Here is a 14,569-nt window from a genome sequence, read left to right as displayed (position 1 = left end):
AATAGTCAGAACGGTTAAACTCGTACTTGCCGCGCAGCGTGAGGTACGAATTGTAAAGCTGCATACGATCGAAAAAGAACGAGTGTACTTTATTCTGCATCTCAATGTTGAGATACCGATTGTCCCGGGTGTGTACCCAGACGTCAAGACGTGCGGGGTCGTTTTCGGGCATAAAGATGTCGATGGGTTTCTCGAATTCGTATTCAAGGTCGACAATTTCATGATCGCGGTCCAGCTGGAGCAGGCTGTTAAGCACATCGCGGATCGTGTCCTTGTCGTCCATCAGGATGCGGAATGTCGCCGCGTATTTGGGCAACAGAAATTCTTCGCCACGCTCGTTTGTGACGATGTAGTTTTTTGTTGAATGATTGGTATTAGCAGACATGAGTTTCCTTTCGTGTTAAGTTACGGGTACCCCCTATTACCTAACACGCCATTTTCGGCCACTTGAATACCATTCTCGCATGTAAAATTTTCAAAACAGCAAGCAGGCCGGAGAACATCCTTTCATTTCATCAAATATTTCTATATTCACGCCATGCTACTTGCGCTATTCAAAATGTCCAGACCCGTAAACATCGTGATTGCGATGGTCACGCTCGTAATCGGCTACTACCTGCTTTCGGCGTTGCCCACGACAGCGGGCGGTATCGAATGGATTTCGCTTATTTTGCAAGCGCTCGGTTTTGCATTTGCCATCGCCTTTGCGAACATCCAGAACGATATTTGGGACTTGGATAGCGACCGCCTGAATCGCCCGGAGCGTCCGCTGGTGAGCGGAAAGGTTTCGGTGGCGGCGGCGCGGAGGGCGTGGATTATTCTTCTTGTGCTCACGGTTACGGCGGGCCTTGCCGACAGCCTGATGACCAAGACGAACTTCACGGCTTGCATTTTCTTTGTGCTACTCAGCGCGCTTCTGGTCGCCTACAACAAGTGGCTCAAGCACATCCCGCTTTTAAAGAACATGACTGTTGCCTTCCTTTGCGCAACACCCCTGATTCTCTGCCTGTTCTACCCCACGGGCCTCAAGGAATCCATCGAATCGACGCTTGGAATTTCGAACAAAATCGGACTTCTCTACCCCGCGATGCTGTTCGCAATACTCCTCACGACCGCCCGCGAAATCTACAAGGACCTGGAAGACGAAACTGGCGACCTAAAAGCAGGCATCATGACTTTCCCGCTCATTGCAGGGGCCCCCACCGCAAGGCGCCTCGCCGGCCTCATTTGCCTTTTCACCTGGGCCATTTTACCGCTGCCTGTCGCGCAGGGTTACTACCCCATGCTTTTCTTGATTATCACCGGAATCGCCTTTACCCCCGCCGTCATCGCGATTCTCGTTTTTGCAAACAAGCGTAACTACCGAAACGCTCAAAAACTAGTGAAAATCGCCATGTTCGCAGGCCTCATCGCCCTCGTCGTGAGCTGTTAACAGACCGTTCGGCTCTATTGTACATTTAAAAATGTGATATCGCCTCACTCTCGCCACCGCCCCAGCTTAACGCTTGGGGCTTTGTGGCTCACGAAGACCGTTCGCGCCCAATCACTTTACCAAATATTACAAAATATGTAAGTTAAACTGCGTCAATTTACATGAATTGTAAAAACAACAAACTTTTTTCACAGCATCCTTTCAATTATTTCAAACAAAAACGCCATTTTTCGTCCAAATTCGCCAATTAGGCACATTTTTTGCTTGACAAGGGCGGCCGTTTCCTTGCTTGCACCCGTCCGGGTGGGCTATGACCTTCGAGGTAGAGGGAACATACATTTCAAAGAGGCGTTATGCTCGACGAATTGCACGAAGAATGCGGAGTGATCGGCATTTACAATGGCGACACTGTCGTAAGGAATATTACCATGGGGCTTTACGCCCTGCAGCACCGCGGGCAGGAAAGTGCCGGATTCGCGGTCACTGACGGAGACAATATTCGCGTCCGCAAGTCCATGGGGCTTGTATCGACTCTTCTCCGCGAACACGACATCAACGAATTTGACGGATTTGCAGGCATTGGCCACGTGCGTTACAGCACCACGGGTGCTTCAACCTTGGCCAACGCGCAGCCGATTTTGGTGAGTTGTAAATGGGGTCAGATTGCAGTCGCCCACAACGGTAATATCACCAACGCCGCCGAGCTCCGTGCCGAAATGGAAGCCGACGGCCATATTTTTCAGACAACATCTGACTCCGAAATTCTGTTGCACGAAATCGCCCGCACCGAGGCCGCCGACTTAGGAGACGCCATCAAGAAGGCCATCTCCAAGTTTACCGGCAGTTTCTGCCTCGTATTCATCAGCAAAGACACCATGTACATCGCCCGCGACGGATTCGGATTCCGCCCGCTGTCGCTTGCCCGCATGGGAAAAGCCTGGTGCGTTGCCAGCGAAACGTGCGCATTCGATTTGCTCGGCGCCCACTACATTCGCGACATTCAACCGGGCGAATTCCTGACCATCACCAAGAACGGGCTGCATTCCGAACGCTTCGTGCAAAAGGACCGCTTGGCCCACTGCATTTTCGAATACATCTACTTCAGCCGCCCGGATTCCAAGATTTTCGAGCAGAGCTGCGACAAGGTTCGCCGTAAAATGGGCAAGCAGCTCGCCAAGGAATGCCCGGTCGATGCCGACATCGTGATTTCAGTGCCCGACAGTGCCACAACCGCCGCGCTCGGCTACGCCCAGGCGAGCGGCATCCGCTTCGAAATCGGGCTTCTCCGTAACCACTACGTAGGCCGCACCTTCATCGACCCCACGCAGAACGTGCGCGAACAGAAAGTCAAGCTCAAGTTCAACCCCATCGAAGGCGTACTCAAGAACAAGCGCGTCTGTGTGGTCGAAGATTCCATTGTGCGCGGCACCACGCTCAAGATCCTATCCAAGATGCTGCGCGATGCCGGCGCTCTCGAGGTCCATATTCGCATTGCATCGCCACCCGTGGCGCACCCGTGCTTCTTCGGCATGGATTTCCCGAGCCAGGGCGAACTGGCCGCAAGCTCCATGACACCTGCCGAAATTGCAAAGATGCTGGGCGTCGAAAGCCTCGGCTACCTGAGCGTCGAGGGCATGAAGGAATGTACCGGCGAAGGCGAAAACTACTGCGCCGCCTGTTTTGACAACGACTACCCCGACTACATCGGCAGCGATTCTAGCAAAACAAGGTGCGGGTAACTAAATCTGGTTATAAGTCCACTTGACGTGATCGAGCATGAACTCGTGAGCATCAAAGGCGAGCCCGAACTGTTCCTGGATCTTACTTACGTCAAAGAGCATGGGCTCGTCACCCCAGCCGAGGTCCGTTTCGATGATTTTGGACTTGCAGCCGGGCTTCATCGAGACCATCATTTCGGCGATTTCCTTCCAGCTCATCCAAACTTCGCCAAGACCGAGGAAGATTTCTTCGTTCTTGTCAGATTCAAGAACGCTCAGGTAAAGCTGAGCCTGTTGGCTTGCGTGAATAAACTGCGTACCGTCATTCTTGATGATGTTGATGTCGCGATTTTCCTTGACTGCCTGGGCCATCGAGAAGAATCGGCGGTCCGGCTGAGAGCAGCCATCGGGCCATGCAGGGTTACCGAACGTATAACCCGGGCGAATAATGTTGCGGGTCATCTTGACTTCGGGGAACTGAGTTCCGTAGCCATGCGTAAAACCAAGTACAAAGGCTTCGCCGGCGGCCTTGGTGGCACCGTAAAGATCCATCGGCAAGTTGCTCGTGATTTCGCGCATCGTGGGGCGCATGCGGCCCATAGCGGCGGTACTGCTGGTGTAAATAAACTTCTTGCAACCAGCCTTTGCTGCATTCTCAAGCAACATCACGGTCGCCCTGGTGTCGTTCATTAACATGGCAGAAGGCGTGTCGCCCCAGCCGAGTGCAATATGAATGCAGGCATCGCAGCCTTGGAGTCCTTCGGCCATCAGGTCAAAATCTGTCAGAGCACATTCCACAAAAGAAACGTTGGAATTTGCCTTGAGTGTCGGGACCTTGTTGGGGTGCCTAGTCGCAATCACGACTTCGTGACCTTTTTCCAGAAGGGCCTTGACCACGTAGTGACCTATGAATCCTGTTCCACCTGTAACGAATACTCGCATACATATACCTCTCTAATACCTACAAAATACAAACCTTTTGCAATGCGGGCAACCTAGTTTACAAAAAAATATGGAATGAGGAATACGATACAGTCTACCGCCTACTTCCTACCGCCTACTTCCTACTGTCTACTTCCTACTTCCTACTTCCTACTTCCTACTGTCTACTTCCTACTAATTTACTACATTATTCACAAAGTTTTTTCTCTAAAGAGGTTTATAATGGCTCGTATGCGCGTACTCGTTTTAATGGGTGGCCCGTCCACCGAACATGATGTTTCCGTTGTCAGTGGCACCGGCGTTGTTCGTGCCATGAACCCGGACCGTTACAACATTCATCCGGTGCTCATCGACAAAGACGGCACCTGGCACTGGTCTTCCCGCGAACTTTCCCCCTACCAGAAGGACAACTTCTCGGTCAATTACTTCCGCGGACTCGAAGGCTCTGCCGCAAACTGCAAAAAGTCTCCGGCCCTTTCTGAACTTCCCGACGCCGACATCGCCTTCCTCGCCCTGCACGGCAAATGGGGCGAAGACGGCCACATTCAGGCAATGCTTGAAAACTGGGGCATTCCTTACACCGGTTGCGGTCTCTTGGCCTCGGCACTTGCCATGGACAAGGTGAAGACTAAGGAAATTTACAAGGCAAACGGCATTCCGACGCCTCCGTACCGAGTCATCTGGAAGCATGACTTTACAGGCGATACGCTCGTGTCCGTTTCCGACGAACTCGGATTCCCGCTGGTGATCAAGGACCCGCTGGGCGGCTCCTCTATCGGTATCGGTATCGCCAAGGACTTGGACGAAGCCGGCAAGATTGCTCAGGACCTGTTCAAGGATTCCAACCGCCTGCTCTGCGAAAAGTTCATTGCCGGAGAAGAAGCAAGCTGCGGCTACATCGAAGGCGAAAAGCCGCTCCCGCCGACCGAAATGCGCATGACCACCCGCGAATACTTTGACTTTGAAGCCAAGTACAACGGCGAATGCAAGGAAGTCACTCCGGCCGAATTTGAACCCGATCTCACTGCACGAATCCAGGAACTCGTGAAGAACGCCCACTATGCCTTGGGCGGTGCAGGCTACAGCCGTACCGATGTGCGTATCACCAAGGACAAGCAACTGTTCGCTATCGAAACGAATACGCTCCCGGGCATGACTCCGACTTCGATTCTTCCGGCCGAAGCCGCCAGCATCGGCATTACCTACAGCCAGCTGATCGACATGATCATCGACAAGAGCCTCTACATCAAAAGATAAAGTTGGTAGAACTTAGTTGGTAGAGCTTAGATAAGAAAAACTCTTCTAAGTTCTAAACTCTAAGTTCTAAGTTCTAAACTCTAAGCTCTAAGTTCTAACTATGTTCGACTTATTTGTAGATACTTCGCGCAAGGGAATCTCAATGGCGCTTCTGGAATCGGGCGCCGCCGCCCCCCGTTACTTTGAATCCGTAGACGAATCGGCGCGCGGAGAAACCGCATCTGCCATGCTCGACGCATTGCTTGAAAAGGCGGGCGCCTCGCTCGACCAAGTCACGCGAGTCATGGTCACGCTCGGCCCGGGTTCTTTCAGCGGACTGCGCACGGGAGTCGCCTTTTGTGAAGGCTTAAGCTTTAGCGGCAAGCGCAAACTCTACGGCGTTTCTACGCTGCAAGCCCTCGCCTGCTTTGCCGGCGCGTCCGCAAGTACAGCAGTCGTGATTCGCGCCCGCAAAGGCTACTGGTACCTGCGCCTTGCCGACAAAGAAAACTTCATCGAAACAGAGCAAGTGGTCGATGCCCTCAAGGCGAATCCGGTAAAGACAGTTGTCGTAGACGAGGCCGCCCTCGCCGACGAAACGTTGCCCGCCGTTTTCAAAGAAATCGGAGCCGCAACGATTCTCGACAAAGGCCGCCCCCTAAGCGATTGGGCTAAACTCTTTGATTCGGTCCCCCCGAGCTTGATGCAAGAAGCAAACTACATTCAACCGTCGTATTTCGAAAAATTGCACTGAGTTTGTCCATAGTCTCAAGGATTCGCGCCATGTCCATTCGCAAAATGAATTCCGCCGACATTCCCGCCATACTGAGGATTCAGGCTGAACTTGCGTTTCAAGACTGGAACGAGCGACAATACGAACAAGAACTCAAGGCGCCCTACACTTACGCCATTGTCTACGAAAACGAAGGAACCATTGAAGGCTACGCCGTATTCCACTTATTGGGCGCAGATTCCGAGTTGCTTTCAATTGCCGTAAACAATAGCGCTCAGCGCAAGGGAGTCGGTTCCAAGCTTTTGCATGCCGGGCTTTCGCAGCTCGATTTAGGCAAGTCCGACTGTTGCTTTCTAGAAGTCCGCGAAAACAACATCAAGGCCCGCAACTTCTACGAAAAACACGGATTTAATTTGTTTGGAATCCGAAAAAAATATTACGCCGATGGCGAAAACGCGGCGCTTTACCGCACCGAAGGAGCTCAAATTGGCTAAGCTACCCACCAAAAAACAGATTCAGAAAAAGAAAATCATTCTAAGCGCAATCGCTGCCGCTTTCGTTTTCTTGATTATCGTCTTCTACATGGTCATGACGCGAAGCGGCCATTGGCTTGTCGACGACGATGAATTTGACCATGTAAAGTGGGCAGTGGTTTTGGACGGACAGTCCGCCGACATGGAACGCATTGACCTCGCCGCCGAGCTCATGGCCAGCGGAAAGGTTGACTCCGTGCTCATTCTCGGCCGCCGCATTCTCCGCAACCGCAGCAACGCCGAATTCTACCTCGAAGATTTCATGCGTCTCGGCAGTTTTGACAGCAACGCCGTCTATATCGCCCGACACGACGACCCTTCAACCATTGGCGAAGCCTACACCATTATTCCCTGGCTCAAGTTGCACCACGCAGACACCGTCTTGCTCATTACAGGAGCCGCCGCCACGCACCGCGTCAAGCGTATCTTTAGCGTCCTCTCGGGCGAATCCCCGGTATATCTGACAACCGACGTACACCACTACCAATACAACGCCGATTCCTGGTATTCTAGCCGCGAATCCCGTAAGGAATGGCTCCGCAACTGGTTATCGCTTGCCGCCTCTTATTTCGATTTGCTCCCGGCAGGCAACCTCACCGAAGCCGATTCCTTCTACTACAAGCCCATTGTTTCGGCCAAGGAATACGAAGCCGAAAAGAATCCGATAGTTGATTTGCAATCGCTGCTCCCGAAGGTCAAGGAAAAGTTGGAAGAACCGGTGGAACTCCCCAAGGATACCGTCGTCAAGGACACTGTCGTCAGCGACACCACCAAGAAAGAATCCGCTAAATCCGACAAGAAAGAAGCAGATAAAAAGGATTCTGACAAGAAGGATTCCAATAAAAAATAATAGAGCGGCACCTTTATTTAGGAGGTGCAAAGCAATGCAAGTACTGCGGTAAGCGGCGCATTCCAGTTAATGGCCGTTTCGTTACTTGCAAACGAGCAGCGTTCATCCGTATACGAGAATCCAGTTTTTTCGCCCGGATAATGCGGCGCACGGTGCTTGTCCTGGCGATCGCTGTTGATGCCACCCACCAGAAGTCCCGGAATCGGTTCATCGACGCCATCGGAATGGCTCAAACGATGATGCGGGTCTTTCGGCGAGCTCCACGCGGATCCCGTCACAAAGCTGACGTCCACCGGATTGCGGCCGTAAATGTAATTCACCAATTCGCGGCACCAGAAATCGAGCGACATCCCGCCCAGACTAGGCGCCCAGCGCTTTACGATCGCAAGCGTCAGCGCATGGTTTGCAATATCGCCGTTGCTGCCCCAAATAAACCTGCGCACGGGAATGCCGTAAGCGTCGACTCTCTGCAAGTCAATGATTTCGCGAGCGGTCATGGCAAGAGTGGTGCGGGCCGCAATGCGGAATTCTTCGTCCTGGTCCTGCAAGGCGAGCGCAATCCAGCCAAAATTCTGAGTGTCGCGCCAGTCCAAGCAGGACTTGGGCGGAATGAGTTTCATGTCTTCCAAGAGCAACGAGCGCAAGCTTTCGGCGGTAAGGCCTTCTACAGCTTCGCCGCGGGCCAGCAATTCGCGGTAAAGCATGGCGCGGGCCCAGAAAAATTCATCTTCGGCATGTTCGTCGCCGTAACCGCCACTGCCTTCGGTATTATGCGGCCAATCTTCGAACGGTCGCGATGCCGCCCAATTGTAGGCCTTTACCGCGGCTTGCAGGCAGCGTTCTGCGAACGCCGTATCGCGTTTGCGATACACGCGCGAAGCGGCTGCAAGCGAGCCCGCAAAATTCAGCGTTGAGGTTGTCGACTTTCCAAGAATCATGCGCTTTTGCAACAAATCGGAATCGCGAGGTGAAACAAAGCCGTCCCAATGTTCGGGCGTCACCTTAAAGAACACACCGCCATCGTTGTCCTGCATGCGCAAGAAAAATTCAAGTTCAAAACGGACTTCGTCCATCAGGCTGTACATCTTGAGGCCATCGGGTCCAATCACAGGCTCGGCCGAATTGATCGCCTTGTAGGCACGGTTTTCACTCACGGAATCCGCATTCAATTCGCAAGCGAGCAGCAAAGTCGCAACAGACACGCCGCCATTCACAATATACTTGCCATAGTCGCCGGCATCGTACCAACCGCCATGGGCGTTCCATGATCCTTCACGATTCATGCTCGGGTGGAACCCGATACAATCGTCCAAGTGTGCAGCCGGCCTCGACCATTTACCCGCAAAATCGGGCGTCAAATCGACACCGCTACGCTGGTAATAAAACGACTTGATGTTCGCAAGCAACTGGCGGTAAAGCCATTCCGTCGAAATTTCAAAAGGTTCGGTTTCAAAAACCAGGGAATCTTTTTCGGCAACGTTTTTCTTCCGAATCTGGATAACAAAGATTCCCATTTGCGTCACTTCCGAAAAGTCCCCTGACCAGAGGGTTTCGCCAGTATATTCGCAAACGCCGTGATGTTCAAAAGACCCCTCCACCAGAGAGCCTTCCCACACCATTAACAAGTCTTCATTTTGGACACATCTTGCGACACGGAATTTATAGGAATCCACACCTTCATTAGCAGATTTAAACTCCTGCGGATTCACAAAGAAAATCTTTGCCGCATCGGTAGCGTAACCGACATGGTTGTAGCGAACAGGAATCTTCATATGACAAGAATAGTTATTCATTGTACTATTCTCTAGCTCCCTTGTATACATATCTGTTTACCGCTGCAACCGCGCATATTCCAAATCCATCCCTAATGATAACGAACTATAGCAAATTCTATGCTATAGTTCGAAAAAATCCCTAAAAAAAGCGTAATTTTTTGTTAGGGTTCGCTAGAATTCGTAATTCAAGGCTGCGATTATGTAGAAATCCTTATACTGGTCGGCCTTGTTATCCGGGCGGTAGTTGAGAAGCGTCCCCACAGTCCAATCAGAATACAACGCCGGAGAATGATGAACGCGCAACTTTGCGGAGGCGTCAAGATCAAATTCCATTTCGTCGTAATCCTTGTTTTCGATTTCATAGCTCAACAAGTTCTGGCGAAGGCTACCCGACAGCGTCAAGTCCAAGAAATCCGGCTTGATTTCCATTTCCAGATTGTCCATCAAGTTCCATTCGAATTCGCTCATGTCGTTGCGGTTGTAAATCTTGTACCTGGGAGTCAAAGAAACCGTATTGCGAATTCCTTCGAGCGTTGTCGTCAAAGAAATCGGATAGCGCTGTTCCAAGTAGTCGCTGCCATGCAGGTAATAGCCGAGAATGCCGTAGGTCTTGTTCTTGAACTGGAAGTGCGAAAGCAGGCGGTCCTGTTCAAATTCAGACATGTCTGTAAACACCACCAACACGCCGCCGATTTTCAGCACATGTTCGGGCATCTTGTAGGACCAGCCCAATTCCATGGTATGCTTCATCAGTTTTTCGGTGAACTGGGTTGCCAGATAAGGCTCGTCGGCCAAGGCGTAGTAATCAGCCCAGCGGGCAGAGTCAATCTTGATCGTATCAATGCCGTTGAAAACCTTCATCGACGGGCGGCCCTTGATTTCTTCGAACCACGGGTCATTGTAAACGCCCGAGGTGGCGGAATAGTTGGCATACAGGCGCTGCGGCGTGCTGCGAGTTCTGTAGTTGAAGGCATACTTGAGCGTAAGGCCCATCTTGTCGTTCAACTTGAAATCATTCTTCACGTAACCGTCATGAATGTAGAGCGTTCTCACAGGGTCCTGTTCATGTTCCTTGAGCCAGTTGGTATGCGCCCCCGGGAGCCCCCACTGCGTACCCTCGCCCATTCCGAACAAATTGTAATCGTTACCCTTACCTGCCGCGTTTTCGACATTCAAGCAATAACCAAATCCGAAATTCCAGAAGTCGTAGATTTTTTGCTTGAAGTTACCGCCGAGCATACGGGAATTCTGCAACAAGTCTTCGGAACCGGCGCTGTAATACTCGCTGCCCACGTATCTAAAGAAGCCTTCGACAAAAGTACGCGCATTCGACCACTGATACGCTCCAGAGAATGCCCAGTGTTCATGCCCCCAGAATTCACCACTCGTCGGTTCAATGTCATCGGTGTGGATTGTCTTGGCGACTTCACGAGCCTTATTCAAAAGATACTTCAATTCTTCGCGCATTTCAGCCGGAGTCTTCATCGAATTTTCGCCAAAAATCTGTTCCAGCTTTCTTGTACTGAGCGAATTCACCTCGTTCACATTGCTCATCAGCTTGTTGAGCAAAGCAAAATTGGACGGATCAAGCCCCGCTTCCGAGAACACCTGGTTCACGGCACGCATCTTCGCCGCATTCAGCGTGTCTGCGGCACCCACAGCAATCTGACCGTTCAACTTGATATCGCCCGGATAAAAGAGCCAGTTACCATCGGCGAACAGGTTTCTCGAAGACACCACCGGTTTCACGGTATTCGTGTTCGGGTCCATGCCGTCTCTCAAGAACGGATCTTCCAGGTAATCTTTGCTTGTCACAAAGCCCAAAGTCCCGTTAAAGCGGCGGTGCATATTCCAACGGACTTTTGCGCCACCCACCATTCTCTGGGCTTCGGCTTCGCCGTCGTCCACGTAATCCTGGTAAACGTCGTAATTGCGTTCACCAACAGTCTTGGGAGCATTCATTTCGCCCATGAACACAGAGCCCATGAACATCGGGTCATTGGCCGAATTCTTGAACACGTTCACGTCGTAGCTTGCCCCAAAGGCATGCAATCCGGCCAAGTAGAGTTCACCACCGTTGGTATAGAAATCACCCAACACCAGGCGTTGCATATCGTCGGTATAGCTGGCCTGGAACTGGTAAACCTTAAAGTGATCCCATGCATCGCTCGAGATATCGGTCACCACTTCGAATGTCGCACCGGTCGGCGATTTCATCAACAGGCTTGCATTCCAGTTCGTAAAGAATCCCGGAACCTGGAAATAGTTGATGTAACGTTCGCCGGGCTTCACCGTGTCTTCTTGCGAAACATAATCTTTGCCCGAAGAATTGTGGCGGGTCAACACCTTGTGGTACCCCAGTTCAATGCCCACGTTACCCGAAATACTCCATGCAGAATCTTGAGTATCCTTCAAGGAGCCCGCATACTTGGCGCCGTCGGCATACGGGTTCACCGGTTCTTCACCAAGAACACTCTTGTATTCACCCACGTTTCTCGAGAACAGCTTCGAATTGTCCCCCAGAGCCGGGCGGACATCTTGCGGCGGAATGTCGTCGGCGACAAAAGCAAGCTCATTGTTTTCGACTGTAGAATTTCTTTGCGTCAGCACATTGTCGCCAAAATCGACAATACCGACTTCGTTCACATCGATTTGCGTACGCATCAAGTTCACAGACGAATTTTCACCTGCGACAAGAGCCACATGGTTGCCCGAAAGCGTAGACGCATCAATATCGATCACGGCACTGTGCGTCGCCCACACACCGACATTCATACAGTCTTCGACTCGAGTCCACTGCAACGCCACAGAGCCGTTACGCACAAAAACGCCAGCACGGTCCGCACGCGAAATAACACCGTCGCGAACATCAAGCGAGCCGCTTTCGACCGCAATGCCGAACATGGCATTTTCAATATTTGTCCCCTGAATTTCAGAGCGTTTGGCTCCCGTAACCGTAATACCGTTCCACATCTTGCCTTCTTCGGCAGAAGTCATGGTCACCGCATTACCCTTTTCGCCCATAATGGCAATCGAGCCTCCACGGACGTCAAGCCCCGTACCTTCGGCAAAATAAAGCGCCGTGCCCGCTTCGACGACAAGCGCCTTTCCCTCGGGCACGACAATCGTTTCATTCACCAGGTACGGCGAGTTGTCCTTCTTTAAAAATCCGGTAAGTGTACCGCCTATGATGCTCTTTTTGAGCGCACCCTCATCAACGGCAAAAGCACTCACGTGGAGTGCTGCCATAATGAGCGTGGATATAAACCATCCCCTCATTTTCATTAACGAACCTCGTAATCCTTCTTAGCTCTAGCCGTGTATCCACTCTTGTGGACGACTTCGATATCTATATGGTTCTTCGCATCACGCGAAAGTGTTACCGGAATCTGGTAATCCAAAGTATGAATCTGCGTCAATGATTCCTGCAAGATAATCTTTCCGTTAAATCGGACTGTCACCTTGTTCAAGTATTCAGGATCGTTTTCTGGAATCCGGATTCTAAACTGCAGCGTTCGCGTAATACGGTCCTCAATATCTTCCGGCGGAGGCGGGACCTTCAGGATTTCCTTCGGACCTCCAAAGACTTCGATTGGGAATCGCTTGTTCGGATAGCAGCCCATGGTCTTTGTGAGTTCAACTTTGTTTGCAGCCTGGTCTTCGATACGGACTACGTATTCGTGGCGGCCCTTCTGGAGTTTTACTCTCTTCTGGGCATTCTTGGTAATCGCTTCTTCCGAAATCTGGCTACCGTCCGATTCAATGGACATCACGGCGGCATCGTTCTTCATGTCGCCTACAGACACGTTTGCAACGCAGTGCAAGGAGTCGTAAGACGAAATCGTTGCGGTCGGAGCCTTGGTATTGACTCCGGAGCAGGACTTGTTAATCTGCAAGTCAATCGTCTTGGAATTCGTGAGACCAGCACCATTGAATTCAAGCGTTGCCTTGTCTGCTGTCCAAAGACCGTTTTCGTCGCTAATGGCAATCTTTTCAGAGAAGGTGTGAGCCTTGCCGTCGGCGGCGCGAATCAAGTTTTCCGAAGTAAAGCCCTTGCCCACCTTCAAAATCAACGATGCATTTTCGTCAGAGGTACGGTAAGAACCATCAATCGAAAGACCGCCTTCGCAGATTTCTACCGGAGAAGTCGTGCTCAGGATAAAACCATCGGCCGGAAGCGCTGCGGCAGCCTTCTGGGCTTCTTCACGCAGTTCTTGCTGGAAGGTAGAGTCGGCCTTCTGTACTTCAGCCTGCAATTCCTTAACCGACTTGGACTTGTCAGCCAAAATCTTGCTCAAGCGCTTGGCAAAGCGGGCTTCACCCGAAGAGGCAAGCTTTACGACCACCAGGGAATCCTTTCCGAACGTGGTTTCGCCAGCCCCGATAAACACCGGCTTGTCGGAACCTGCGGGCGTAATTTCGAGCTTACCGGTCTTAAGGCCTGCAAAGAACACGCCTTCGCCGCCAATATAACCTTCGGTACCGCGAATCGATGCGGTTGCGGTTCCGGTCTTAAAGATAAACTTGGATTTCTTGTTTTTGAGTTTGTGAACGGCAAAATTCAAGAACCCTTTTTCGACATCGATCTTAGTTTCAAAGCCACCTTCGTCGTTGGGTTCAAAAAGTTTTTCCATTTCGACGATCGTGTTTTCACCGATCATAATGGAGCTGCCGTCAGGGAGACCGAACACGACTTCGGATGCGACACCCGTACGCACCTTGTCGGACTGATACACGTTGGCACCAGTCTTAATGTGAATCCATTCGTTCTGTTTAGCTTTCCAGCGGTCCACTTCACCTAAAGTCATACGGACTTTACCGATCGCTGTCGCAGAAAATACCATTGCCGGCATTACGGCAAGAATCATCATTGAGCGTAAAAATGTTTTACTTGAAATGGATACTCTGACCATCATGTGCCCCTTTCTATATCAAGTAAAAAATATTCTTTTTTTACGTAAAAAGCATTACTTTTTTTCACAAGGTGATATAAATCAAGCCCTAAACAGGCTTTTTTTAGCCACCGGCGAGCTTTACCGTGTATCCGCGCTTTTCAAGTTCGGTTTTTAGCAGATTTCGCTTGTCGCCCTGGATTTCGATCACAAAATCCTTGACCGAGCCGCCTACCCCGCACTTTTGCTTGAGTTCGCGGCCCAATTCCTTGAGTTCGGCTTCGTCGAGCGGCACGCCAGTCACTACACTGGCCATTTTTCCACCCCCAAGGCGCTTGAGCTGGATTCTTACCACACCATCACCCTGCGGACGCTCCGCTTTGGGCTTTTCCTGCTTGACGCGGCCCCCCAAAGCGGTAGAATAAACCAATGTAGAACGTTCTTCGATACCCATTGCA

General features: G+C 51.3%; 12 protein-coding genes. 6 read left to right on the top strand and 6 right to left on the bottom strand.

Annotation, left to right across the window (positions count from 1 at the left end; all coding sequences use genetic code 11):
- Nucleotides 1-385, bottom strand: a 385-nt coding sequence (locus tag B7988_RS13515; RefSeq protein WP_170930666.1) for a PD-(D/E)XK nuclease family transposase, incomplete at its 3' end; no start/stop codon positions are given.
- 174 nt (nucleotides 386-559) lie between these two features.
- Between B7988_RS13515 and B7988_RS13510 the strand changes: the two genes are divergently transcribed.
- Both B7988_RS13510 and purF read left to right on the top strand, forming a co-directional pair.
- Nucleotides 560-1,432: a geranylgeranylglycerol-phosphate geranylgeranyltransferase gene (locus B7988_RS13510; RefSeq protein WP_249269006.1), complete on the top strand. Its 873-nt coding sequence runs from the start codon at nucleotides 560-562 to the stop codon at nucleotides 1,430-1,432.
- A 353-nt stretch (nucleotides 1,433-1,785) separates the two neighbouring features.
- Nucleotides 1,786-3,171: an amidophosphoribosyltransferase gene (gene purF / locus B7988_RS13505; protein ID WP_088658326.1), complete on the top strand. Its 1,386-nt coding sequence runs from the start codon at nucleotides 1,786-1,788 to the stop codon at nucleotides 3,169-3,171.
- On the opposite strand, the gene B7988_RS13500 is transcribed toward purF, so the two are convergent.
- Entirely contained in the window at nucleotides 3,172-4,092 is a 921-nt protein-coding gene (locus tag B7988_RS13500; protein WP_073317355.1) for an NAD(P)-dependent oxidoreductase, read from the bottom strand.
- Nucleotides 4,093-4,314: 222 nt separating this feature from the next.
- On the opposite strand from B7988_RS13500, the gene B7988_RS13495 reads away from it, so the two are divergent.
- The 4 genes from B7988_RS13495 (at nucleotide 4,315) to B7988_RS13480 (ending at nucleotide 7,444) form a co-directional block, all read left to right on the top strand.
- Nucleotides 4,315-5,349 (top strand): D-alanine--D-alanine ligase, encoded by a 1,035-nt coding sequence (locus B7988_RS13495; RefSeq protein ID WP_073053903.1) that lies wholly within the window; start codon nucleotides 4,315-4,317, stop codon nucleotides 5,347-5,349.
- Between the two features lie 100 nt (nucleotides 5,350-5,449).
- Entirely contained in the window at nucleotides 5,450-6,082 is a 633-nt protein-coding gene (gene tsaB / locus B7988_RS13490) for a tRNA (adenosine(37)-N6)-threonylcarbamoyltransferase complex dimerization subunit type 1 TsaB (protein WP_088658325.1), read from the top strand.
- Between the two features lie 29 nt (nucleotides 6,083-6,111).
- Entirely contained in the window at nucleotides 6,112-6,555 is a 444-nt protein-coding gene (gene rimI, locus B7988_RS13485) for a ribosomal protein S18-alanine N-acetyltransferase (RefSeq protein WP_088658324.1), read from the top strand.
- Nucleotides 6,548-7,444: an ElyC/SanA/YdcF family protein gene (locus B7988_RS13480; RefSeq protein ID WP_088658323.1), complete on the top strand. Its 897-nt coding sequence runs from the start codon at nucleotides 6,548-6,550 to the stop codon at nucleotides 7,442-7,444. Before rimI ends, B7988_RS13480 begins: the two co-directional genes overlap by 8 nt.
- A gap of 17 nt (nucleotides 7,445-7,461) precedes the next feature.
- On the opposite strand, the gene B7988_RS13475 is transcribed toward B7988_RS13480, so the two are convergent.
- The 4 genes from B7988_RS13475 to B7988_RS13460 form a co-directional block, all read right to left on the bottom strand.
- Nucleotides 7,462-9,237: a glycoside hydrolase family 9 protein gene (locus tag B7988_RS13475; protein WP_249269005.1), complete on the bottom strand. Its 1,776-nt coding sequence runs from the start codon at nucleotides 9,235-9,237 to the stop codon at nucleotides 7,462-7,464.
- Between the two features lie 153 nt (nucleotides 9,238-9,390).
- Nucleotides 9,391-12,504, bottom strand: a complete 3,114-nt coding sequence (locus tag B7988_RS13470; protein ID WP_170930665.1) for a right-handed parallel beta-helix repeat-containing protein — start codon at nucleotides 12,502-12,504, stop codon at nucleotides 9,391-9,393.
- The gene (locus B7988_RS13465) at nucleotides 12,504-14,090 is read right to left on the bottom strand and encodes a FecR family protein (RefSeq protein ID WP_170930664.1); all 1,587 of its coding nucleotides are present in this window, start codon (nucleotides 14,088-14,090) and stop codon (nucleotides 12,504-12,506) included. Before B7988_RS13465 ends, B7988_RS13470 begins: the two co-directional genes overlap by 1 nt.
- A 145-nt stretch (nucleotides 14,091-14,235) precedes the next feature.
- Nucleotides 14,236-14,565, bottom strand: coding sequence for a translation initiation factor (locus tag B7988_RS13460; protein WP_073317374.1), 330 nt, complete (start codon nucleotides 14,563-14,565; stop codon nucleotides 14,236-14,238).
- Between the last annotated feature and the right edge of the window lie 4 nt (nucleotides 14,566-14,569).

The sequence above is a fragment of the Fibrobacter sp. UWB1 genome (assembly GCF_002210325.1).
Lineage (GTDB): Bacteria > Fibrobacterota > Fibrobacteria > Fibrobacterales > Fibrobacteraceae > Fibrobacter.
Note: the sequence above shows the minus strand (reverse complement) of the source record. Positions and strands in the feature narration are given on the sequence as shown.

Excerpts from the sequence above, each read along its gene's own strand:
- B7988_RS13470 (WP_170930665.1), bottom strand. The coding sequence starts at position 12,504 with ATGAAAATGAGGGGATGGTTTATATCCACGCTCATTATGGCAGCACTC.
- B7988_RS13495 (WP_073053903.1), top strand. The coding sequence starts at position 4,315 with ATGGCTCGTATGCGCGTACTCGTTTTAATGGGTGGCCCGTCCACCGAA.
- B7988_RS13465 (WP_170930664.1), bottom strand. The coding sequence starts at position 14,090 with ATGATGATTCTTGCCGTAATGCCGGCAATGGTATTTTCTGCGACAGCG.
- B7988_RS13475 (WP_249269005.1), bottom strand. The coding sequence starts at position 9,237 with ATGAATAACTATTCTTGTCATATGAAGATTCCTGTTCGCTACAACCAT.
- B7988_RS13510 (WP_249269006.1), top strand. The coding sequence starts at position 560 with ATGTCCAGACCCGTAAACATCGTGATTGCGATGGTCACGCTCGTAATC.
- purF (WP_088658326.1), top strand. The coding sequence starts at position 1,786 with ATGCTCGACGAATTGCACGAAGAATGCGGAGTGATCGGCATTTACAAT.
- tsaB (WP_088658325.1), top strand. The coding sequence starts at position 5,450 with ATGTTCGACTTATTTGTAGATACTTCGCGCAAGGGAATCTCAATGGCG.
- B7988_RS13460 (WP_073317374.1), bottom strand. The coding sequence starts at position 14,565 with ATGGGTATCGAAGAACGTTCTACATTGGTTTATTCTACCGCTTTGGGG.
- rimI (WP_088658324.1), top strand. The coding sequence starts at position 6,112 with ATGTCCATTCGCAAAATGAATTCCGCCGACATTCCCGCCATACTGAGG.
- B7988_RS13500 (WP_073317355.1), bottom strand. The coding sequence starts at position 4,092 with ATGCGAGTATTCGTTACAGGTGGAACAGGATTCATAGGTCACTACGTG.